The organism is Terribacillus sp. FSL K6-0262, assembly GCF_037977385.1.
Lineage (GTDB): Bacteria > Bacillota > Bacilli > Bacillales > Amphibacillaceae > Terribacillus.
The window spans coordinates 2,922,642-2,946,437 of sequence record NZ_CP150277.1 but is presented as its reverse complement, the minus strand read 5'-3'; the positions used below and the strand labels follow the sequence as shown (position 1 = coordinate 2,946,437).

At 45.6% G+C, this 23,796-nt stretch carries 22 protein-coding genes and 2 tRNA genes; 1 reads left to right on the top strand and 23 read right to left on the bottom strand.

What is annotated here, in order from left to right; all coding sequences use genetic code 11:
• Nucleotides 1-22: 22 nt before the first annotated feature.
• Nucleotides 23-847 (bottom strand): cytochrome c biogenesis protein CcsA, encoded by an 825-nt coding sequence (gene ccsA, locus MHI54_RS15045; RefSeq protein WP_095215582.1) that lies wholly within the window; start codon nt 845-847, stop codon nt 23-25.
• A 16-nt stretch (nt 848-863) separates the two neighbouring features.
• The gene (gene hemA / locus MHI54_RS15040) at nt 864-2,219 is read right to left on the bottom strand and encodes a glutamyl-tRNA reductase (RefSeq protein ID WP_340081983.1); all 1,356 of its coding nucleotides are present in this window, start codon (nt 2,217-2,219) and stop codon (nt 864-866) included.
• A gap of 218 nt (nt 2,220-2,437) precedes the next feature.
• Between hemA and MHI54_RS15035 the strand changes: the two genes are divergently transcribed.
• Nucleotides 2,438-2,920: a DUF5668 domain-containing protein gene (locus MHI54_RS15035; protein ID WP_095215584.1), complete on the top strand. Its 483-nt coding sequence runs from the start codon at nt 2,438-2,440 to the stop codon at nt 2,918-2,920.
• Nucleotides 2,921-2,951: 31 nt separating this feature from the next.
• Here the strand turns inward: MHI54_RS15035 and yihA are convergent, their stop codons facing one another.
• The 21 genes from yihA to MHI54_RS14930 all read right to left on the bottom strand — a co-directional run bounded on the left by yihA (nt 2,952) and on the right by MHI54_RS14930 (nt 23,765).
• Entirely contained in the window at nt 2,952-3,533 is a 582-nt protein-coding gene (yihA, locus tag MHI54_RS15030; RefSeq protein ID WP_095215585.1) for a ribosome biogenesis GTP-binding protein YihA/YsxC, read from the bottom strand.
• Nucleotides 3,520-5,853, bottom strand: coding sequence for an endopeptidase La (lon, locus tag MHI54_RS15025; RefSeq protein WP_340081982.1), 2,334 nt, complete (start codon nt 5,851-5,853; stop codon nt 3,520-3,522). The genes yihA and lon overlap by 14 nt, the downstream gene beginning before the upstream one ends.
• 159 nt (nt 5,854-6,012) lie before the next feature.
• The gene (gene clpX, locus MHI54_RS15020; RefSeq protein ID WP_095215587.1) at nt 6,013-7,290 is read right to left on the bottom strand and encodes an ATP-dependent protease ATP-binding subunit ClpX; all 1,278 of its coding nucleotides are present in this window, start codon (nt 7,288-7,290) and stop codon (nt 6,013-6,015) included.
• A 400-nt stretch (nt 7,291-7,690) separates the two neighbouring features.
• A complete protein-coding gene (tig, locus tag MHI54_RS15015) occupies nt 7,691-8,980 on the bottom strand; it encodes a trigger factor (RefSeq protein ID WP_340081981.1) in 1,290 nt (429 codons plus the stop codon).
• Nucleotides 8,981-9,124: 144 nt separating this feature from the next.
• Nucleotides 9,125-10,108 (bottom strand): DUF3196 family protein, encoded by a 984-nt coding sequence (locus MHI54_RS15010; protein WP_095215589.1) that lies wholly within the window; start codon nt 10,106-10,108, stop codon nt 9,125-9,127.
• A gap of 155 nt (nt 10,109-10,263) precedes the next feature.
• On the bottom strand, nt 10,264-10,596 hold the full coding sequence (locus MHI54_RS15005) for a hypothetical protein (protein ID WP_095215590.1): 333 nt from the start codon (nt 10,594-10,596) through the stop codon (nt 10,264-10,266).
• Between the two features lie 164 nt (nt 10,597-10,760).
• Entirely contained in the window at nt 10,761-11,498 is a 738-nt protein-coding gene (locus MHI54_RS15000) for a cyclase family protein (RefSeq protein WP_095215591.1), read from the bottom strand.
• Between the two features lie 337 nt (nt 11,499-11,835).
• Nucleotides 11,836-12,681: a nuclease-related domain-containing protein gene (locus MHI54_RS14995; RefSeq protein ID WP_095215606.1), complete on the bottom strand. Its 846-nt coding sequence runs from the start codon at nt 12,679-12,681 to the stop codon at nt 11,836-11,838.
• Between the two features lie 151 nt (nt 12,682-12,832).
• The gene (locus MHI54_RS14990) at nt 12,833-13,273 is read right to left on the bottom strand and encodes a cell wall hydrolase (protein WP_095215592.1); all 441 of its coding nucleotides are present in this window, start codon (nt 13,271-13,273) and stop codon (nt 12,833-12,835) included.
• A 99-nt stretch (nt 13,274-13,372) separates the two neighbouring features.
• Nucleotides 13,373-13,972, bottom strand: a complete 600-nt coding sequence (locus MHI54_RS14985; RefSeq protein WP_095215593.1) for an SGNH/GDSL hydrolase family protein — start codon at nt 13,970-13,972, stop codon at nt 13,373-13,375.
• 38 nt (nt 13,973-14,010) lie between these two features.
• Entirely contained in the window at nt 14,011-14,769 is a 759-nt protein-coding gene (locus MHI54_RS14980; protein ID WP_095215594.1) for a response regulator, read from the bottom strand.
• Nucleotides 14,744-16,522: a sensor histidine kinase gene (locus MHI54_RS14975; RefSeq protein ID WP_158221511.1), complete on the bottom strand. Its 1,779-nt coding sequence runs from the start codon at nt 16,520-16,522 to the stop codon at nt 14,744-14,746. Before MHI54_RS14975 ends, MHI54_RS14980 begins: the two co-directional genes overlap by 26 nt.
• Before the next feature lie 245 nt (nt 16,523-16,767).
• A complete protein-coding gene (locus MHI54_RS14970; RefSeq protein ID WP_095215597.1) occupies nt 16,768-17,556 on the bottom strand; it encodes an SDR family NAD(P)-dependent oxidoreductase in 789 nt (262 codons plus the stop codon).
• 14 nt (nt 17,557-17,570) lie between these two features.
• Nucleotides 17,571-18,851 carry a Gfo/Idh/MocA family oxidoreductase gene (locus MHI54_RS14965; protein WP_095215598.1) on the bottom strand — a complete coding sequence of 427 codons (1,281 nt, stop codon included), beginning with the start codon at nt 18,849-18,851 and terminating at the stop codon, nt 17,571-17,573.
• Entirely contained in the window at nt 18,848-19,513 is a 666-nt protein-coding gene (locus tag MHI54_RS14960) for a YesL family protein (protein ID WP_095215599.1), read from the bottom strand. The genes MHI54_RS14965 and MHI54_RS14960 overlap by 4 nt, the downstream gene beginning before the upstream one ends.
• A 22-nt stretch (nt 19,514-19,535) precedes the next feature.
• Nucleotides 19,536-20,375: a carbohydrate ABC transporter permease gene (locus tag MHI54_RS14955; protein WP_095215600.1), complete on the bottom strand. Its 840-nt coding sequence runs from the start codon at nt 20,373-20,375 to the stop codon at nt 19,536-19,538.
• 1 nt (nt 20,376) lies between these two features.
• Nucleotides 20,377-21,270 (bottom strand): sugar ABC transporter permease, encoded by an 894-nt coding sequence (locus MHI54_RS14950; RefSeq protein WP_095215601.1) that lies wholly within the window; start codon nt 21,268-21,270, stop codon nt 20,377-20,379.
• A 74-nt stretch (nt 21,271-21,344) separates the two neighbouring features.
• Nucleotides 21,345-22,622: an extracellular solute-binding protein gene (locus MHI54_RS14945; protein ID WP_095215602.1), complete on the bottom strand. Its 1,278-nt coding sequence runs from the start codon at nt 22,620-22,622 to the stop codon at nt 21,345-21,347.
• A 248-nt stretch (nt 22,623-22,870) separates the two neighbouring features.
• A complete protein-coding gene (locus MHI54_RS14940) occupies nt 22,871-23,413 on the bottom strand; it encodes an alpha/beta hydrolase (RefSeq protein WP_340081980.1) in 543 nt (180 codons plus the stop codon).
• Between the two features lie 203 nt (nt 23,414-23,616).
• Nucleotides 23,617-23,690 (bottom strand) — tRNA-Arg (locus tag MHI54_RS14935).
• Nucleotide 23,691: 1 nt separating this feature from the next.
• Nucleotides 23,692-23,765: transfer RNA gene (locus tag MHI54_RS14930), tRNA-Gly, on the bottom strand.
• Between the last annotated feature and the right edge of the window lie 31 nt (nt 23,766-23,796).

The window sequence follows — 23,796 nt, the reverse complement described above, 5'->3', positions numbered from 1 at the left end:
TACCTCCTAAGAAACTAGGGATTTACCCATTGAAATGAAATGATGAGTACGTGCTGAATAAGAAGAAATTGATGATCAAGATGAGGAAAGCAGCAATTGCGTAGAACGCCAAGCTTTTGCCTCTCACCCCTCTTCCCAGACGCAGGAACAGATAGATTGCATATACCGCCAATACCGTCAGCGAACCGATTGTCTTCCAATCAATCCAATAGAAGGCAGCCGCAGTCGTATAAGCCCACACGATCCCCATGACGATGGATAGCAGCAGCAAAGGCGTACCGATCGTAATGGAGATGAATGTATATGTCTCTAGCTTGCCCAAGTCGCCAAGCCTCGTCCACCATCTATACCCTTTTTTCCGCTTCAGCAGCTGGAATTGCAGCAAATACATACCAGAAAAGACGAAGGAAAGTGTAAAGAATCCATAAGCCACGATAGCCAGTGTCACATGTGCTATCAGCACTTCATCCATGAATGGAATCGTCTGCGTCCATTCCCGCTCATAAGCTGAGCTTGCGATATATAACAGCATCATAAAAAAGCCGACCACATTCAGGAAGAAGGTGAGAAAATCGACTTTGTAGATGCGATTGATGAATAGAGAAAGCGATACAAGGACCCAAGCATAGAAGTATAACCCTTCATAGACATCCTTGACCGGCAGTCCAGCATGCGCAATCATTTCCTGCAATAAAAAAAGGCTCTGGAAGAACCAAACCAATGTAAGCAAACGGAAGGCGAAAACATTCGCCTTCCGATTCTTTTGTATAAAATCGATGAAATAGCTAAAAATGCTGGCTGCATATAGTAATAAAATGATTTCATAAAGATAAGCTGGTACCTGCATCTATAAGCCCTTCTTTTTATCTGGTTGTGGAAGCACTTGGTACAGACGGAAGCTCTTTGGATTCAGAGCGCTCCAGTTTGACAATATTATTTTGTTTATCCAGGACCGTCTTGTCGATTCCGAAAATCTCCGCGAATTGACGGATGAGCTCTTCGCTGTTTTCACGGCCGGCAAGCTCTTTTGCCTGCATGATCGGCTGTTTGAGCAGCTGATTGATGATACTTTTCGTATGCTTGTTCAGCACCCGTACATCACGTTCGCTAAGATCTGGCAGCTTGCGTTCCAGGCTTTTCATCGTTTCAGCTTGAATCGCGGCTGCTTTACGGCGAAGCTCGGAGATGACTGGCACGACACCCAATGTCTGCAGCCATACTTTGAAATCGACGATGCCGCCTTCGATCATGATTTCGATTTTCTCCACTGCTTCCTGACGGGCAGCCAAATTCGCATCGACTACATCCTGCAGATCATCGATGTCATATAGGAACGTGCTGTCCAATTCATCCACATCCGGATTGATATCACGCGGTACCGCAATATCGACCAAGAACAAAGGCTGACCTTTCCGTTCTTTCAGCACCGGCTGCAGCATTTGCTTATCCAGCACATATCCTGGAGCCCCTGTGGAGCTGATGACGATATCCGCATTTTGCAAAGCTGTATCCAATTCATCCCATCCGGCTGCTGTACCATTGAACAAAGCGGCCAGCTGTTCAGCTTTTTCTTTCGTGCGATTGACCACCGTAACATCTTTGACGCCTGAACCGTGCAGATTTCTTGCTGCAAGTTCCCCCATTTTACCAGCGCCTACGATGACGATGCGTTTGGAAGAAATATCCCCGAATATCTTCTTGGATAATTCCACCGCTGCGTAACTTACAGAAACGGCATTTTCCCCGATTCCCGTTTCTGTATGCGCACGTTTAGCCAATGTCACAGCTTGCTTGAACAGCTCATTATAAATCGTTCCGGATGTATGAAGCTCCTGCGCTTTTTGGAACGAGCGTTTCAGCTGTCCAAGAATCTGTGTTTCCCCTACAACCATGGAATCCAATCCGCTTGCTACACGGAATAGATGCTCCATGGCTCTTTCATCCTCATGAAATGTAAGATAAGATGCAATCTCGTCTTTATCGATTCCGAACCATTCGGACAAGAAATTCTTTATATAATAGCGGCCAGTATGCATTTGATCGACCACTGCATAAATCTCCGTACGGTTGCATGTCGAGATGATGACATTCTCGAGCATGCTTTTCTGGTTGGAGAGTGCTTGCATCGCTAAGCCAAGCTCTTCTTCCTTGAAGCTTAGTTTTTCTCTTATTTCAATCGGGGCTGTGCGATGATTGATTCCTGCAACTAACATGTACATTCCCTTTTTCCCCCTTGAAAACCTTTCGCTCATACCAGTATAACACTATGGTATCAATGTCCTATGCAAATTTGTGAACAGAATCGCAAACAATTGTGTTAGGATAGAGTGTGTGTTTGTGAATGATTTCATAAGTACATATAACAAGTTAACACAGATAGTCATGATAATCAACGATTTAATCTTATTTAATAATAATTATTATGTGGAGAGATGTTATGTCGAAGAAAAACGCATTTGCCGGCTTCCTCTTGCTAGGTGTCGGTGCTTATTTCCTGCTGCGACAGTTACGTGTTCCCTTGTTTGTCGACTTTTATTCTTGGCCGACATTATTGATCATCATCGGTGCGGCACTGCTATTGCATGCTTATCTTACGAAAGATCATAAAAACTTATTCGCTGGGTACTTCATACTTGGTCTTGGCCTGCACTTCCATGGACTGAAGCATTACAGCTTTTGGACCGATAGCTGGGGAGTTTATCCGATGCTTGCCGGGGCTGCTTTATTCATCTCAGCATTAAAAACAAAAAAAGGCTTCGTTTGGGCTATATTGCTGCTGGCTCTTGGTATCTTCGCCATTGCAGCGCCAAAACAGCCTGCCTGGTTCGGCTGGCTCGACAGAACAGCCGGTATCATCAGTGATTTTTGGCCTGTTCTGCTTATCTTGGCAGGTGCTTATCTGCTTTTCAGAAAAAAATAACCGTACAAGCTTGCGCTTGTACGGTTATTTTTCATAGGAATTGTTTTAATACTCCCCATGCTTCTTCTTTTCCTTCACCTGTTTCCGAAGAAAATGGAAGGATGATATCATCTTGTTCAAGCTGCAGCTTATCAGCAGCACGCTTGATATGCTGGACCCGTTTCCCTTTTGGGATCTTGTCCAATTTGGTTGCCACAACGACAACCGGAAGCTCATAATGCTTCAGGAAGTCATACATGGTCACGTCATCCTTCGTCGGTTCATGACGGATATCAACGAGCAGGACAACCGCCTTCAGATTCTCACGTTCCGTGAAATACTCCTCCAGCATTTTACCCCATGCATTCCGTTCCTTCTTGGAAACCTTTGCATAGCCATAGCCCGGCACATCCACGAAATGAAAGCGGTCATTGATTTTATAAAAGTTCAATGTCTGCGTCTTTCCTGGCTTTTGGGATGTGCGGACCAAATTCTTGCGATTGATCATCTTATTGATGAATGATGATTTCCCTACATTCGAGCGCCCCGCCAAAGCAATCTCCGGCATATGTGTTTCCGGATATTGCTTTTTCGATACAGCGCTGATCACTATTTCTGCTTCAGTTACTTTCATGTTTATCTTCCACCAATGCGTATTTTAATACTTCATCAAGATGGCTGACTTTGATAAACGTCATGTCTTGCTTGATTGTGTCCGGTATATCCTCCAGATCCCGATCATTATCAGCTGGGAAAAGTATCGTTGAAATTCCAGCTCGATGGGCACTTAAGGATTTCTCCTTTAAGCCGCCGATCGGCAGCACACGTCCGCGAAGCGTGATTTCACCGGTCATCCCGACTTCCTTCCGTACCGGTCTGCCCGTCAATGCACTAGTCAAAGCGGTAGCTATCGTAATACCAGCTGAAGGTCCGTCCTTCGGTGTTGCCCCTTCTGGTACATGGATATGGATATCGTACTGTTCATGAAACGCCGGATCCACACCAAGCTCCTCCGCATTAGAGCGGATATAGCTGAATGCTGCTTGAGCAGATTCTTTCATCACATCGCCAAGTTTCCCAGTGAGCGTCAGTTTTCCTTTACCCGGGGATAAAGAAACTTCAATGGATAAAGTATCCCCGCCGGCAGTCGTATAAGCAAGACCTGTCGCTGCGCCAACTTGATTCTCCTCTTCCATTAAACCATAACGGAAGCGCGGGCGTCCAAGCAATTCTTCCACTTTCTTCGCAGATACAGTGACCCGCTTTTTATCTTCGGATACGATGATCCGTGCGACCTTACGGCAAACTGCCGCCAGCTGCCGCTCCAATCCACGTACACCGGCTTCCCTTGTATAACGGCGGACGATATGCTCGAGTGCCTCATCCTTCATGACGATATTGCTTTTTTTCAATCCATTCTCTTTGATTTGCTTCGGCAATAGATGTTCCTTGGCAATGTGGAGCTTCTCCACCTCGGTGTATCCAGCTATGCTGATGATTTCCATCCGGTCAAGCAAAGGTCCCGGAATCGATGCCAGGTTATTTGCCGTCGCAATGAACATCACATTGGAAAGGTCGTAATCCTCTTCAATGAAATGATCGCTGAACGTACTGTTTTGTTCCGGATCAAGCACTTCGAGCATCGCAGAAGACGGATCGCCGCGGAAATCATTGGACATCTTATCGATTTCGTCCAGCAGGAAGATCGGGTTCGTCGTCCCGGCACGTCTCATGCCCTGCATGATCCGTCCAGGCATGGCCCCGACGTAAGTGCGCCGATGACCGCGGATTTCGGCTTCATCCCGGACACCGCCCAATGAGATGCGGACAAATTTACGGTTGATGGCTCTGGCAATGCTTGTCGCCAATGATGTCTTCCCGACCCCGGGAGGTCCAGCCAAACAAAGAATCGGACCTTTCAGCGAATTGGTCAGCTTCTGGACGGCCAAGTATTCCAGGATCCTTTCCTTCACCTTATCCAAGCCATAATGATCCTCATTCAAGGTTGCTTCAGCATGGGGGATATCCAGATTATCCTCGGTTTGCTTCTTCCACGGCAGGGCAATCAGCCACTCCAAGTAGTTGCGGATGACAGAGCTTTCTGCCGAGCTTTGCGGAACTCGTTCATAGCGCTGCAATTCTTTTTCTGCAACTTGCTTCATGTGATCCGTCATATCGGATGCTTCGATATCTGCCCGGAGCTGTTCGATTTCACCGGACTTGCCGTCACGGTCGCCAAGCTCCTTCTGGATCGCCTTCATCTGCTCACGCAAATAATATTCCTTCTGCGTCTTCTCGACCGATTGTTTGACACGCTGGCCGATTTTCTTTTCCAGATCAAGCACTTCCCGCTCGTTCGTGATGATCATGATGATATGGCGCAGCCGTTCCTTGACATCCTGCATCTCCAGGATCTCCTGCTTATCATCGAGCCGCAAGGACAAATGAGAAGTGATCAGGTCTGCCATGCGTCCCGGCTCCTTGATATCAGTCAATGTTGCCAGCGTCTCTTGACCGATTTTCTTTGAAACCTTTATGTATTGCTCAAACTGCTCCAAGAGCGCCCGCATCAATGCTTCTTCTTCATTTTTTGTGCCATGCTTGTCTGGTCTTTCCTCGATCTCGACCATGAACTGCTTGTCATCCTCCAAGAAGCGGATGATTTCAGCCCGGTATAAACCTTCCACCAACACACGCATCGTACCGTTTGGCAGCTTCATCATCTGGTTGACTTTCGCCACTGTACCTATGCGGTGGATTTCCTCTTCTGTCGGTTCATCCAAATCCACTTCCTTCTGGGCAGCCAGAAAGATCGTTTCCCCTTCCATCATTGCCCGTTCCAGTGCATGGACGGATTTTTCCCTGCCTACATCTAAATGCAAGACCATCGTCGGAAAAATAAGCAGCCCCCTCAAGGGCAGGAGAGGCGTTATCAGTGTCTTCTCTTTTTCCATCGTGACACCTCCAAATGTCTGTCTTCATCAGTTCTTCTTAAAGTATATACACAACCGTCATACTGTACCCATACTTTGTGAAAATCAAGAAAAAAATCCCTTGCCACCAACTGTAACAAGGGATTTGCTGTACATGATCATCTGCCTGTCAGATAGAAATCATGCACTCTCTTTCGGAGACTGCTGATTCTCATCAGTTACGGTACCATCATGCAGTACAAACTTCGGACGGCCATTCTCAAGCAGTACTGTATCTTTAGTTATGATGCATTTTTTGATATCGTCACGTGATGGCAATTCATACATGATATCGAGCATGATGCCTTCCATGATGGAACGCAGGCCACGTGCACCGGTTTTACGCTCGATCGCCAATTTAGCGATCTCACGAAGTGCTTCTTCCTCGATTTCCAATTCCACTTGATCCATTTGGAAGAGCTTCTGATACTGTTTCACCAAAGCATTTTTAGGTTTTGTCAAAATCTCAACCAAAGCGTCCTCATCAAGCGGCTCCAGGCTGCCGATAACTGGCAGACGGCCGATGAATTCCGGAATCAAACCGAATTTCAGCAGATCCTCCGGCAATACTTTGGAAAGGTATTCGCCTTTATCGAGTGCCTGGCTGCCTTCGTTGGCGCCGAAACCGATGACTTTATTGCCAAGACGGCGTTTGATGATCTGTTCGATGCCATCAAAGGCACCACCGCAAATGAACAGGACATTCGTCGTATCGATCTGGATGAATTCCTGATGCGGATGCTTACGGCCGCCTTGTGGCGGAACGCTGGCTACAGTACCTTCCAGGATTTTAAGAAGCGCCTGCTGGACACCTTCACCGGAAACATCACGTGTGATGGACGGGTTTTCGGATTTACGTGCCACTTTATCGATCTCATCGATATAGATGATGCCTTTCTCGGCTTTCTCTACATCGTAGTCAGCAGCCTGGATCAATTTAAGCAGGATGTTTTCTACGTCTTCCCCTACGTAGCCTGCTTCTGTCAAAGAAGTCGCATCCGCTATCGCGAATGGTACGTTCAGGATACGCGCCAATGTCTGTGCGAGTAATGTCTTACCGCTACCAGTCGGTCCGATCATGGCGATATTACTCTTAGACAATTCAACGTCATCTGAACTCTTGCCCGAATTGATGCGTTTGTAGTGGTTGTATACCGCAACGGCAAGATTTTTCTTCGCTTTATCCTGTCCGATGACGTAATCGTTCAGAATATCGCGGATTTCCTGTGGTTTCGGAATTTCTTTGAACTCAACTTCTTCCTCGTTCCCAAGTTCCTCTTCCACGATTTCTGTGCACAGGTCGATGCACTCATCACATATATAGACGCCTGGTCCGGCTACTAATTTACGTACTTGATCTTGGCTTTTGCCGCAGAAAGAGCATTTAAGCTGCCCTTTTTCTTCATTAAATTTAAACATCATTTCACCCCTCGAATGTAATATCTATATATGATATCTCGAAAGATCAAACACATTCTGGATGCGCCCAGCCTTCCTTTAGCCAATCATATCAGATAACAGCAGTATTAAAAAGCAAAACACTTTTTCCAACAGTATTAGCCAAATGCCCGCAGGTAAACCCTGCCATGGAAGATTTCCGCTTCCGCCCAATTGGTAAATCCTGCATTTCGAAAAAGAGGTACGTTTTATTATGGAGTTTTTTTTGTAAAAGTCAAATCATATGTATGTAGTATATGTAAACGAAAAAGCTGTTCATGCACGTAATTCCACAGAGGGGGTGATAATCCCTCTCTGGAAAATACGTTTATTTTTGAGAAAAACAAGGCACAGTGACTGCTGCCTTGTTTTCTGTTATGTCTTATGCAGTTTTGCTGTTATCAACCAAAACATCGATTGCTTTTTGGAACTTCAGATCATCTTTGATAGCATCTGTGTTGCCGCCAAGCATTGCAGTCAACTGCTCTTTATCTGTTTGGTACATTTCAGCCATTTTTTCAAGCTCTGCGTCAACATCCTCATCGGTCACTTCCACGTTTTCCGCTTTAGCGATCGCTTCAAGTGTAAGGTTTGTTTTTACGCGTTTGCCAGCATCTTCTTTCATTTGCTCGCGAAGCGCAGCTTCGTCCTGTCCAGAGAACTGCTGGTACATTTCGAGCGTCATACCTTGCATTTGCAAGCGCTGCTCGAATTCACGGACCATGCGGTCAAGCTCTGTATCCACCATCGCTTCAGGGATATCGACTTTCGCATTATCCGTAGCTTGGTTGATCAGCTGCTCACGTTTGTTGTTTTCCGCTGCATTTGTTTTTTCTTCTTGAAGGCGGTTTTTCGTTTTTTCACGAAGCGCATCCAAGGATTCCACTTCTTCGTCTACGTCTTTTGCGAATTCATCATCAAGCTCCGGAAGTTCCTTCGCTTTGATTTCGTGGATTTTCACTTTGAAGACTGCTTCTTTACCAGCAAGCTCCGCAGCATGGTATTCTTCAGGGAATGTCACGCTGATATCGGACTCACTGCCAGCTTCTTTGCCAACAAGCTGTTCTTCGAATCCAGGGATGAAGCTGCCGGAACCGATTTCCAAGGAATGGTTTTCTGCTTTTCCGCCTTCGAATGCTTCCCCATCGGTGAAACCTTCGAAATCGATGACGACTGTGTCGCCTTCTTCTACAGTGCCTTCTTCTTTGACAACCAATTCAGCTTGTCTGTTGCGAAGTGCTTCGATTTCTTTTTCCACGTCTTCGTCGGTTACCGTTGTATCTTCTGCTTCCACTTCAAGACCTTTATAGTCGCCAAGCTCCACTTCAGGCTTGACAGTTACAGTAGCTTTGAAGATAAGCTCTTTGCCTTTTTCGATCTGCTCAAGATCTACATCCGGCTGTGCAACAGGCTCGATGCCAGTTTCTTCAACCGCGTTCATGTAAGCTTGAGGAAGGACGATATCGATCGCATCCTGGTATAGGGATTCCACACCGAAGCGTTGTTCGAAGATTTTACGAGGTACTCTTCCTTTACGGAAACCTGGTACCTGAACTTGTTTTACAACTTTTTGGAACGCTTGGTCAAGCGCTGTATCCAACTCCTCAGGAGATAGGGTGATCGTTAGGACACCCTCATTCTTGCCTTCTGTTCTTTCGAATTTTGCTGACATAATATTCCCTCCAACATCTATCGTTTCTTACCTGTTAATCGTTCTCAATTCTAGCATAATATAAGTTATTAACTAGTACTGGTTTACAACCATCTCATTATAACATATTCATAGTCGCTTTCAACACTTACGATGCGAAGTCTGTCATTCCTCGGCGACAGTGAGATATTTTGCTTCGAACGTGATGATTTCTTCCATCATCGACGCGATTTTCTGCGCTTCCTCATCGGTAACCGCGGGCTGCTCGATTTGCAGATAACTGCTTGCCAGCTTCTGCAATGCAGCCGCCAGTACCGCCGATTCGTCTGCAGTGGGCGTCATCGGATATCTCACATACATATAACGGTACAATAACTTATACACCAAGTCGTAAAGTGATGGATTCTGCTGCTCGAGAAGATGCAAATGCCCCAGAACCTGTTCCATCCCTTCCGATTTTTCCACTAACGCCACATTCTCCGGAATCACGGTAATCGTTTCTTTCATTTTATGTATGGTGACTGGGAATTCGATTTCTTGTTTGATGAGCCACTCCAATACCGCTGTCTGCACGACTGGATCGGCTTCCTCGTCCAGAAGGAAAGCTTCCATCTTCTGCACATGCGGACTGACATCGAGTGAATGGCATTTCTGGATGAGCTGCCATTGAAGGGCAGCATCCTGATTCTTCCTTGCTTGATCGAAATTATGTATAAGCTGATCCGCTGTCGTCTGGCTCTTATCCTCTGCCATTTTACGGCTCACCTTCTGCAGCTGGTCGAATGATGCCTTAAGCGGCGCCGGAATTTCTTCTTTCTCATACACATCATCCAGCATTTCCACCACTTCTTCATAGCGCCCAAGCTGGAATAGCAAAGTCAAATGAATATGTAAGTATTGCAGATAATCCTTATCCTTGGCTTCCAGCAGCTGCAAGGACATCTCCTCGGCCTCTACATGCCTGCCCAGCTCCATCAGGCAAATCAGCCGCCCAGTCAGGATCTCCGGCTGACGAAAGCCATACTCCAACAGCTGTTCGAACTTATCTATTGCATCTGTGTAATTCTTCTCCTGGAGCTCCTTCATCCCTTCCTGCTCCAGCCGCGTCTTCAGACCCGGGAACAGGACTACATTATTCTCTTTATCCATCGGCAACATCCTTATCAGATTTTCAGTTCAAGACCTGGTAACAGCTATACCCTTAAATGTAACAAAGAAAACGCAGAATGCAAACTTTTAAATGACAAAAAGCTGTGAATCCATTCATTCACAGCCTGATATAAAGGCAGCCGCTACTTCTTTGGCTAGTCCCCGGGGCTCCGTCTTCTGAAAGGAATGACATTTTCCATACTGGGAGCTGATTCTTCATCATCTTCTTCATCCAGAAAATCAAGCAGCCGCCGCTGCATCTCGCCCATTTCCGCCGCCAGCGTTTTTTCCTCATGGTTCAATTCATAGATATCCCGCTTGATCTGAAGGTAGAACTCCTTCAATGGCTTATCCGTATACTGGCCGAGAAGCCTATCGGATAATGTATACTCCTGCTGCAGTTCCAAATCGTAGATACGGACCATGAAATGCTTTCCGAATGGCACAGATCCAATGAATCGATAACGCTTCGTCTCATCTATATACATAGGCCACCTCCATAGAAAGTGTAGCATGTCCCGGCAGCGATATTGCATATTTTCTCCATAATATACAGAAAACTTACATTCCATGGATCGACATCATTCGGATGGATGCCAATACTGCATATGATTTCGTTCGATTATAATAGAGAGCGATAACCTGCGGTACTTTATGGAAGTACGGCAAAGGAACGGACCGGAAATCCTGACGCTTTTCCTGCTTTCGGTACGATATTGAAGATGAACGCTCCTTTCGCTGGCAGCTGATCGAGATTCGTCAGCAATTCCACTTGATAGGAGTCCTGCTCCAGCACATAATATTCACCAAGCAAGGCACCGTTCTTTTGGAAATCGACGGCTGCATCCGTATCAAATGTCTCGTGTCCCACCGCCTTGATATGCCGTTCTTCATATAGGAATTGCAGTCCTTCCAATGACCAGCCCGGGGAGTGGCTGTTACCATCGCCGTCTTTGTTATCCATCTGCGCTTGATTCGGCCAGCGCTTGCTCCAGTCAGTGCGCAATGCCACAAATGTACCTGGCTCGATTTTGCCGTGTTCCTCCTCGAAAGCAAGGATATCCTCCACAGCCAGCGAGTAATCATGATCGGCAGCCGCCTCTTTCGATTTATCGATCACGACGAGCGGCAATACCAGTTCCTTCAATTCAAGCTCTTCCAAATATCGCGTATCACGAACAAAGTGGATCGGGGCATCCAAATGTGTTCCGTACTGTCCCGGGAAAGTAAAGCTCTGGGCAAAGAAGCCATCATCATGGGAGAACAGCGTTTCGAACTTTGCCGGGGAAAAAGCCGAGAAGTACGGGGAATCCGGCCCGAAGGTATGGGTGAGATCCACCCATACCTTCTCTCTTAGTACTTCCAATGCTTTGCTTAACTCGTTTGACATGAACGATCACCTCATGGAATCAATTTTGCAGACATAAAGAACCCCTTCTAAATTAAGTAGAGATTCGCTGCCTGTATGCAGGTCGGTTCTTACCTAGTCTGGAATTAGCACAGTGGACACAGTCTGCTGCTGAGGCTTCCAAAGGCCGGTCCCTCCACCTCTCGAACGAGAGAATATTCTGTTAGTTGATGGTGCTTCAAAATCCGCATACTAAGGTGGGAATACCAAAGAAATTCCACTTTAGAAGAATCCTACTAGTGAATAGAGATTTTATACAACTCTTATGTTGAGTACTACTTTATTAATTTTACCTGCAACAACCCTCTTCCCACACTGCTTATTTCTTGCTTTTTTGGTGTTCAAAACAATAGACTCTGCCATCAAAGCGCTTATAATTAGCCTTGCAGTAATCCTCCACCTTCTTAGATACTTCAACATCACACCTAAAACACTTCGCCTTGGTAGCAGACTTTACTACAAGGGCTTCATTCTCTTTCCTATTATTTCTTAATGAATCAATATGTTCCTGCCTCTGATTAGGATCGGTTATGTTATTTTCACTTAATCTACGATGCATTCTTAGAATATCTTCATCAGAAAACCAAGGAGATTGGACTTGCACTCTTAACACATTCATTTTTCTACTTATGTATTCAGTAAGTTCCGTATCATATACAATTAAATCATTCGACTGTATTTTCCTAAGTTCTTCATTGACCTTGAGCGTACATCTTCTGGTAAAGGAGACCATGGAAACAACATTCGAATCTTCCACATCTGACAGTATCGATTTCAGGGCTTGTATATGGCCAAAATTCTGATGGAATGGATTTATCATCGGAAACCTTCCATTCACACTCCACTTATGTCTATTTCGATCGCCATAAATTGTTCCCGCATAATTCTTTGTTTCAACCACGAAGATTGCCCAAGAGGTGAAAATGACATGATCAATTTGGGAATAACCCGATTTAGCTCTAGGGTTATGGAGCAATACATCACTCAGATATCTGCTATTCTTAGGTAATTGATCGAGCTGTATGTTGATTTTATACTCTCCGAGTTCGCCAATCCTTGTGGAGGCTATTTTTGGTTTCTTTTCCTTCGAATCATTCTTTTGCTTTTCCGTTTTTATATTTGATTTCCTCGGTATAGATAATTTTCCTAACAACTTTTGCAGCAATTGGTTCCGCCTCTTCTCAAGTAGCAATTTCTCCATTATTTATATAATTCTTACAGTAAAATAATCGTACCATAAAGAAATAAAGAAGATAAGGCATATAAAATCAAAAAAAGAACCACCTTATAGAAGGTGAATCCTTTTTCATTTACTCTCACCCCATATACACACTATCACACGTCCCAGCCTGCGGCTCATAAAAACAGTGATCCTTGAACTGACCCGCAAACGGCTGTCCATACCATGTCGGCGGGCATGGTGCATAAGGATTGAAATACCAAAGCGCATACGCGGCAGGATGTTGTCTCCAGGACTTCAAATTCCTTTCTGCCAATCTTCTTTCCTGTTCACGTGCTCGCTGATAAAAGACATTCCCTTTTTGGACAGCTTCAAATGAAAAATTCCCGCCCTGCACTTGGAAGATGACATCATTGATCGTTCGTATATCCGCAAAATCCAAACAGTCAGCCACAGCGCGGTTTACAATGACATTCCCCACAAACAGCATTCCCAGCTGCCCTTCTCCTTCGGCTTCCGCCCGCATCATCCTGGCCATCAAATCAATGTCTGAACTATTGTATTGGACCCTTGCCATTTGATCACCCCACTCACAGTATAAAAACTCACCTTGTTTTTAATGTATTATAGAGGGGCTTCGTCTTATGTCAGTTACATTTACGCTTCCTTTCTGTATTCAAGTCATTTCAGCAAAATATGCTTCCAGCCAAGTGTCGGCCATCAAGCGATTACCGGCGCTGGTCATATGGACGCCATCTGTGGTCAGATTTGTTTTCTTCGTGGTTTGCAAAAAGGCAGTATGAGTGCGAACGAGTGCCGCATCATGCTTGTCAGCTAGTTCACGGACGATCTCCACATAGGGAATCAGCATTCTATTTCCTTTTGAATCGTTTTTTTCCTCGATGATTGTCGGCTCCATGAGAAACAGCACAGCACCAATCTGTCTTGCTCCAAACAGGAGCTTGTCATAGATTTTCCTGAATTCATCAGGATAAATCTGCTGTATCTGCGGCTGATCCAATTGTCTCCATACATCATTGATCCCGATGGAAATCGATACTAAATCTGGAGCCAGCGAAAGCACATCTCCCTCCCACCTCTCAGCCAAGTCAGTGATACGGTTTCCTCCCACTCCCTTGTTTAGGATTTCTACTTCTTTTTTCTTAGACAGTTCATCTTCGATCATTTTCACATAACCGTCCCCGATATCCCGGGGATCCTCGAATCTGCCGCATTCGGTGATGCTGTCTCCTATAAAAATCCATTTTTCACCCATCTGCTGTCCTCCTCAAAATCATTCCCTTTACAATCCGCTTACTTGTTCTTTATCCACTCCGTCGGGCTGCAGCCTGTTTGTTTCTTGAAAATATTACTGAAATATTGCGGATTATTTCCATACCCTAATTGCTCTGCCAGCTCAAATACCTTGATATCTTTCTGTTTGCCCATGATTTCCACTGCTTTATCTATTTTACGTTTCACCACATAAGCAGAAAATTTCTCTCCCACTTCTTTTTTGAATAATTTGCCCAGGTAATCGGTGTTCATATATAACACTTCGTTTGCAATCCATTGCAAGGACAGGCTGGGATTTTCAATATTTTCCTTTATCGCAATGATCATCTTATTGACAACGGACGAGTACTTTGCCAGTTCTTCCGTATCCTCATTTGCCAGATGGATTCGCATTTTATTTTCTTCCGCCAGTTCTTGAACGACTTCCGTCAAAGCTTCATGAATGTCCTCTTCACTTGATGGCTTGAGCAAATAATGCTTCACGCCAAAGCGCATGGCTTTCTGGGCATATTCGAATTCGTTGTAGCCGGATAAAAGTATCCATTTGATTGCTGGAGAGACTTTGCTTCCTTGTTCAATCAAACCCATCCCATCCAAGCCGGGCATGGTAATGTCTGTAATGACGATGTCAGGGACATGTTCCCGGATGAATTCCAAGGCTTCTAGCCCATTCCTTGCTATGCCATGCAAGACGGTTCCTTGCTGCTCCCATTCTACGATAGAAGATATCCCCTCAAGCAGCATCGGCTCATCATCTACCAGCAGAACTTTGAACAAGATCGCCCCCTCCTTCAAAAGGAATTGTCAGCATTACCTTCGTTCCAGCAGCCGGTTCACTTATCACCTGAATGCCATAAGCCGGACCGAATAATATTTTCAATCGGTTATCGATATTCCGGATACCCAAGCCCGTTCCCTTGGGACGATAATTCCCGCTGGATAATGTATGAATGAGCTCCTGCTCCATGCCTGGTCCGTCATCGCTCACCGAGATGTTCACGTTTTCCCCTTCTTGCACTGCCTCGATGCCAATCGTACACACCCCGACGATCTCCTGCAGGCCATACTTAATCGCATTTTCCACCAAAGGCTGCAGGCTGAATTTGGGCACCTTGCAGGAAAGAAGATCATCAGGAATATCAGCATGGAAAACCAATCGCTCCTGAAAACGATAAGATTGGATCATGATATAATGCTTTACAATATCCAGTTCTTCTGCAAGCGGAATCAGGGCGTCCTTCGTTTCCAAAGAGGAACGTAAAATAAATCCCAGGGATGTCGCCATGCGTGAGGTTTCCTGTGTCTTCCCAAGCTTTGCTGACCAATTGATGGATTCCAATGTGTTATAGAGGAAATGAGGGTTGATTTGTGCTTGGAGTGTTTTGAATTCAGCATCCTTGATCACCAGCTGCTTCTTATAATTCTCTTCGATCAGCCAATGGATCTGGTTCATCATTTTAGTGAAGTTTTCATGCATTTGGCCTGCTTCGTCCTTGGAAAATAAAATATGACTCTCTTCCTTAAAGTCTTTGACCTCCCCTTTTTGCACTCTTTTCATCTTTCTATTCAATGCTTCGATCGGATTGATGATTCCTTTGATAAAGCGGATGCCCAGAAACAGCAGCATCACAAATAATAGAAGATGGATGATCAATACGGTTCTTTGCACCAAAGTCACTGCCTGGAACAATTGGCTGTATGGAGAAGCTATCATATAGGTCCAATTCGTATAAGCTGCAGATGCATACGTCACAAAATAGCGGTCATCCTCATAATCCACGACTTGATAGCCTTCTCTCCCCTGGACACTGGCCATTAAAAAGGAATCCTTCTCTGAGGCTTCCTGCGGGAAAATGATTTCCTTATTCGAATTGGCAATCAAAAGCCGCATCTCTTTGTTGTCCAAACTATTTTGGAACGAAGAGACGATATCTCTCATATCAAATCGCACTACGATGATACCCAGTCTTTCAAAGGAAAGATCGGGATAAGCATTCACTTCCCGAGCCACCACAAACGAGTCATCCTGATCACCAGGAGCAAACCATGCTGCTCCGCCATCCTTTTGGTTCGTTTCTTGTTTATATTGCAGCAAGCGCTCGTTTTCGATCGTGATCACACGATTTCCCGCGCTATAGCCCCTATCGGCAGTGTCGTACAGCTGAATGGAATCCACTGATTCTTCAAAGGCCCCCAAGTCGATGAGCCTTTTTTTTATTGCGTCCCCGATCAGGTACGCCTTATAATCATCCTCCGTTTCTTTCAAATCATATAAATAGGACTGTAAATAGGAATCCGTCGACAGCCTGTACGAAAACCCTTTCATTTTTTCGATTTCCTTTTCTATCAAAGCCGATGATACCTTCAGTGACTGGGCAGACTGACGATGAATCTCGTCATTGTACGCAACCAGTGCATATTGCAAAAGGACAAGCCCGCCTATGCTGAAGGATACAAGGACGAGGGAGAGTAAACAAAACAATTTATATTTCAATTTTAAATTAGAGACAAAGTTTTTCAGTCTTTTCATGATGCCTCCCCTCATAGCCGAGTTCCCATCCAAGCGACATATATAATCTCTAATTCTATGGGGTGGAAATGATATCCTCTATCATCACCTGATTTATAAAGACAACATGCGTCGTCAAGAGCTTCGGACAGATGAGCTCGATAGCAAATCATTGCGGCCAGGGCGGCTGCTTGATTTGCTAATTCCAAGGCCAGCGAAAACACCATGACACTTTGCATGGTGTTTGTTCCCAAGAAGCTGACGCCCTATCCGATCAATAATGACTCTGCCCCATCTATATAGATTTCGGTACCTGTAATATGACTCGAGTCATCGGTGGCCAGGAACTTTACTAAATTCGCCACTTCCTCTGGTTTGCCGGAACGTTCATCCAACGGTTTGCTTCCTTCAGGGAATTCAACAGGTACTTTGATTTCATCCAGATTCTTGGATTTCTTGATTGATTTGCTGAAATCCGTTTCAATCCCTCCAGGACAGATGACATTCACCCGGATATGGTATTTCGCCAGCTCCAGAGCTGCCATCTTAGCAAAAGCCGCTTGTGCAGCCTTTGACGTGGAATAAGCGGTGAAGCCGGCTTGGGAAAAGACTCTATTTCCGCTGACCGAACTGGTGATGATGATGCTCCCGCCCTGCTTTTTCACATGGGGAATGGCTGCCTTCACAAGGAAAAATGTTCCATTTAAATTGATGTCATGCACGTTTTTCCAATTATCAATGCTCATGGACTCAATCGATGCAGCCTGGCCGACAATCCCGGCGTTTGCGAATACTACATCGATCCTGCCCCAATGATCCGTCATTTTTTGGACAGCCATTTCAACTCGATCATAATCAGCGATATCACAAGGGATGGTCATGACTTGGAACGCTTTCTCTTGCATCTCCTTTTTAACTTCGGACAATTTCGTATCATTCACATCCAGCAGGCAAACCCGAAACCCTGCATCAGCTAGCTTCATCGCAGCAGCCTTGCCGATCCCGGAAGCTCCGCCGGAAATGATGGCCGTTTTCTCCACCAAAACATCCTCCATTCGACTATTTGGTTCTATAGATTGATTAATTCACTGATGTTGACTGCATTTCCCGACCTCAAAGAATGGTTGCCGGCGATGCCAGTCATGATGGACATGGCGCCATCCACATGAGAGGCTGCGCGTTTGAAAGGGTCGGGCACAGGCTTTCCGAATAAGTCTTGCAGCATCGCCATATCGCCTCCGCCGTGGCCTCCTATTCCCGCATCCACTTCGACCTCATAAGGTGCATCGAACATAGGACGTACAACGATGGATAATTGTTCAAGCTGCCCTTCCTCGGCTTTTTCGCCGCCGGAGTTCACATAGGACTTCTCTATGATCCGCGCGTCGATTCTGCCTTTCGTTCCATTGAAGGAAACGATGAAACCTTCCCATGGCAGATAGGCATTCAAGCTGTACGTCAGGATAGCTTTACTTTTATAGTTCACCAGTACTCCCAAAGTATCCTCGATACTTATGCCATCCCCGAAAACACTTTGATCCCTTTGATAGCCATCCTCTTTTTCCGCATCCAGGTACATCGCTTTCAAATGTTCATTCCCCTCCAGATCAAGGGCGAAAGGGTCGTGCCTTGCCTGCTCGCTTTGATAAGCACGCTGGTAAAATGCCGTTTCTCCCCTCTGTTCAGCGTTTTCCCTGCCATAGAAAAGCAGATCGCCTGTCGCATAAACACGCTGGGGCGCCGAGTCCAGCCAGAAGTTCACCAAGTCAAAGTGATGCGTGGACTTATGCACGAGCAGGCCGCCGCTGTTTCGTTTATCTCGATGCCATCTGCGGAAATAATCCGCTCCATGCTTCGTATCCAGCGCCCATTCAAAATGCACGGAGTTCACTTTCCCAATGACACCTGAGCGGATCAATTCCTTTATTTTTGTATTATGCGGGGCATATCGATAATTGAATGTGACTCGGACTTCCTTCCCCGTCCTTTGGATGGCATCCAGGATTTCCTGACATTTTCCTTCATCCGTCGTCATCGGTTTTTCCGTGATCACATCACAGCCAAGCTCCAATGCCCTGATGATATATGAATGATGCGTTCGGTCGATGGTCGTGACAATGACAATATCCGGCTTTTCCTTTCGAATCATCCAATCAAAATCAGCCGCATGGTACATTGGTATGGCAGGATGCTGATACTTATCCTTCAAAAGCTGATTGGCATAACGCATCCTGACCTTGTTTATGTCACAAAAACCAGCAAGTGTACAGGCCTCCTTGAAATCCCTGGCAATTGCCCCATAATAAAATTCCGCCCGGCCGCCTGTTCCGACAAGCGCATATTTTTTCACAGCATGGCTCCTCCCTTTCTTTGTTGTTTTGTCAGGACTGATTGGTTTTCCTTTGCTTGCAGATTTGCAGATTTCTTCTCCATTCTCTCAAATGCCCTGGCAGCTGGCATCATGATGATCAAAGCAAGGATGCTGAAGCTGAAAAACAGTGCCAGACCTTGGAAATACCATAACATGGACCCCGCTCCCATCGTTCCGATCAGCATCAGGAAGGTTTGGCACGGATTCAGCATCATGATAAAGAAAGCTCGTTTCACGATTTGGAGCGGCTTCATCTCATAATGGACCAGCATCGGAAACGCGTACAAACCCGCTGAAAAGGCAAAGGAAGTGATGATAAGGAATGGAATGGTCAAATACAAGGCAGCGTCTGGAGCCGCAGTCAGGAATAGGAAGTCCAAATAAAGGATATATCCCAGCAAAACGAACATATACCCCAGCTTATTACTGTTGATGAACTCCTTTTTATACGTTTCCAGGAAGGTGCCAAAGATTGAAATATCCGTCTTGCCTTGAAGCCATTGGTGAATGATGGTCAGCATGGCAGCCGTCGCAGGAAAAACCCCGAAGACCACCAGCCCCGGCAGCAGGAAAATGAGCCAAAGGATGTTGACATACGCCATCCTGGTGATCCATTCCAGCCCTTTATTGATTGCAGACATAATGCCGTCTCCTTTCTGAAATCTATCCTTTCAATCCAGTCGTGCTGATTCCTTCCACCACATAACGCTGGAAGATGAAGAAAATGACAAACACCGGCACGAGTGTGACAATCGACATGGCGAACATCGCTCCCCAGTTCGAGACGGTTTCGTTGCTCAAAAACATATTAAGCGCCATCGAGACCGTGTATTTTTCAGGACTGTTCAAATACAGGACAGGTCCGAGCAAATTATCCCAAGTCCAATAGAAGGTGAAAATAGCCGTTGTCGCCAAGGCAGGGACGATGAGCGGGAGAATCACCTTATAAAAGATCTGGAATGTATTTGCCCCATCTATTGTCGCCGCTTCATCCAGCTCCCTTGGAATGGTTCGGATGAATTGCACCAGCAAAAAGATGAAGAACGGATGGCCAAAAAAGGCGGGCACGACCAACGGCTTCAGGGAATTCAGCCAGCCAAGCTCTGAGAAGATGATATACTGCGGAATCATGACAACCTCATAAGGCAGCATCAATGTCACGAGCATGATCATGAACCAAAAACCTCTCCCGGCGAACTTCAGCCTGGCAAAACCAAAGGCAATCAGCGAACAAGAAATCAGGTGGCCGGCCAGCATCCAGATGACGAAAACAATCGTATTCTTGATGAATGTCCCAAATCCATAACCGCCAAAGCCCTCCCACCCTTGCGTATAATTCAATAAAGTGAACGGATCGGGGATGAGCGAGCCAGCTGTGACAAAAATATCGCCGCTCTCTTTGAACGAGCTGACAAACAGCCAAATGACCGGATAAAGCAACAGGATGGCAAAGCCGCCGACAAGAATATGGTAAAGATAATATCGAGGTCCTTTTTTAGTCATCTTACTTCCCCTCCGACTCATAGTGAACCCAGTATTTGGATGTCCAGAAGATGATTCCTGTCAAAGCCGCCACAATCAGCAGCATCACCCACGCCATGGCCGAGGCATACCCCATATTGAAATACTCGAATCCTTGCTTGAATAAGTACAAGGAATAGAGAAGCGTACCATCCAGCGGACCGCCAGTACCCTTGGAAATGATGAAGGCAGGTACGAACGTCATGAATGCAGAGATCGTCTGCATGATGATATTGAATAATAAAACCGGGCTCAGCATCGGCAAGGTGATACGGAAGAATTTCTGGATGAAGTTCGCGCCATCCACACTGGCCGCTTCATAGAAACTGGCCGGAATGGATTTCAAGCCTGCCAGGAAAATCAGCATGGAAGATCCAAACTGCCAGATGGATAGGAAAATCAGCATCCATAGAGCTGCTGTCGGTTCGCCAAACCAGCGGATCGCATCCAATCCGACACTTTCCAACGCCAAGTTCACGATTCCATCATCTCCGAAAATATTCCGCCACATGATTGCGACGGCAACACTGCCGCCAATCAGGGAGGGCAGATAATACAGCGTCCGATACCAGCCGACAGCCCGCGATCCGGCATTCAGCAGCATGGCAACAAGCAAAGCAAATGCCAGCCTGAGCGGTACCCCGCCCAATACATAAATGAAAGTAACCTTCAGTGATTGGATATAGCGAGGATCTTCGGTGAACATTTTGATATAGTTTTCAAACCCGATCCATTTGGGTGAATCGAATAATCCATAACTGGTAAATGAGAAATACAAAGAAGCTAGCATCGGCACGATGGTAAAGGCTAAAAAGCCGATGATGAATGGACCGATGAAAAAATATCCCCATAAATTGCTCCTTACACGTGCATTCAATCACTACACTCCTCTCTTCAGGCAGGTGCAATCAAGACGACAGCTGATCGGCTGTCGTCCTGGTCCCATTCTTGCTATTGCCCAAGCATGCCCTCCGCTTGGCTTCTGAAACTTTTGGCAGCATCCTCAGGCGAAAGCTGACCATAGCTGATTTGCTCTGCCAATGTATCCAGCAATTCGATGACTTCCCCTGCACCGGCCGGATCCGGGGCACCCATCGGGGAACTATTCGTTTCTGCCCATTCGACATATTCAAATACTTGCTGCTGCGCCTCGGAAACTTCATTTTTCAAAGCATCCTTCACTTCTGAAGAGCCAGGGACACCACGGTCGCCAAGAATCAATTTATTCGCTTCGACATCATTCATGAAGAAATCCAGGAAATCAGCGGCAGCTTCTTTATGCTGGGAGTTTTGGGATACAGAGAAGAACATACTCGGCTTCAAATACAGTCCCTCGGAGGTGCCTGGACCAGGCATCGGCGCAATTTCCAGCGGCTTCCCGGCCACCTGCTTCAATCCCACGAACTGATTGGACCATTGAAAAATCCCGACACCCTCTCCTTTGACAACCGGATCATCCTCGATTCCCGTCACCTGGGCAAGTACATCAGGCGTCGGCGTCGCCCCTTTATCCACTTGCTCTGCGATCATCCCAAAGAATTCCACGAATAGCTGATCATCCTCATAGCCTAATCCGCTGCCATCTTCGGCATACAAACGTGCACCATTCGAACGAAGATAATAATCAAAGAAAACATCCGGCTTTAAATGTGTGTCAAAATAGACACCTTGCGCAGCCGCTTTATCCGACATACTCCGATAATCTTCCCAGGTCCACCCTTCCGCAATTTCACTTCCAAGACCCAGCTCCTCCAACAATTCCGGATCGTAGTGGAACCCGACCGCGTTCACACCCGTGTTCATTCCATATATACCATCATTGATCTTCCCGCCATTGACGTAATCCTCCGTCATATTGCTCGTGTCGATTTGCTCCCCTAAAAACGGCGTCAAATCCGCCAGCTTATTCCCCTGGGCATACTGCGCCAAATAAGAAACGTCCATCTGCACGATATCCGGCAATTCATTTGCAGCTGCCTGCGGCGATAGCTTCTGCCAATAATCATCCCAGCTCGCATACTCCGCCTCGATTTCCACATCTGGATTCTGTTCCTCATACATCTCGATTACTTTCGTTGTATAATCATTTCGCGGCTGATCGCCCCACCACGCAATCCGCAGCTTCACTTTGCCATCATCCGATCCCGAACTGCTCCCCTCATTGCTGCAGGCAGCAAGCAATAAAACCATCATCATCCCCAAAACCAACAGAAGCGATTTTCTTCTCATATCCAGTCCCCCCAGGCTTAATGTAAGCGATTACATTTTGATTTTACCAAAAGAATGGGAATGGAAGGTATATAGAAAACAGAGGTAAATGTTTAAAAAGGAGAGATAAGCCAACTACTTCTTTAATTGCATTCCTAAAAATAAAACAGACTCCAAAGTACTTTTTCATGCACATTTTGGAGTCTGTCTTATGCGGCGACAGCCAAATGACCACCATTCAGCTAGCCTGTATAAGTACTTTCAAATCTTCATAACCAATAGGTTTTTACCATATCTTTTACAGCCGGCATCGTAACAATACCCTCTCCTGCTGTAAAATGCCCTCCATCAGGCAATAAAATAAAAGGTATATCTAATTCTGCCGCCAATTCATTTGAAATCTGCCAATCAACGATCCTATCCGTCCTGGATGCAAGAAGGAATGATTTACCTAATAAGTGTTTTACTTTAGCTACGTTTATATTTGCCATATAATCATCAAATTGAGGAAATTCCACTAGCTTTCTTGCAAATCCGGATACGAATATAACTCCTTTGATTTGCACTTCATGACGAAGAAGATATCTCAGAAACGTGATACAGCCTAAGCTATGACAAATGAAATAGGCACCAATCGGCTGTAAGACAGCTCTGTCCAAATCCTTATCCCATTGTTCCACATCCGCTGACGAGGCATCCGTATAGTTTACAATATGTATATCAAATTCACCTCTGTAGCTTTGCTTAATATCTGCTTGCCAATTAAGCTTAGGCGACCCGCCATATCCATCGATTATATACAATTTATCCAATCTCTTTTCCCCCTTCCATACTGATATCATTATTATAAATTAATTTCTTCTTTGAAACACAGAATGCATGAATGGCAGCATATGTTTGAAAATATCCTGAATAGATTAAGAGATGATTTATATCCATCCCGCAATAAATTAAAAAAAGAGGGATCGCTCAAATCGTTATATCAACGCTTCGAGTGATCCCTCTTTTTATTCAGCGTCCCAGGAGAGATTCGAACTCCCGACCCACAGCTTAGAAGGCTGTTGCTCTATCCAGCTGAGCTACTGGGACATGGAGCGGGTGAAGGGAATCGAACCCTCGACATCAGCTTGGAAGGCTGAGGTTTTACCACTAAACTACACCCGCGTGTTGCTTTTATGTATGTTGCCCTCTCTTA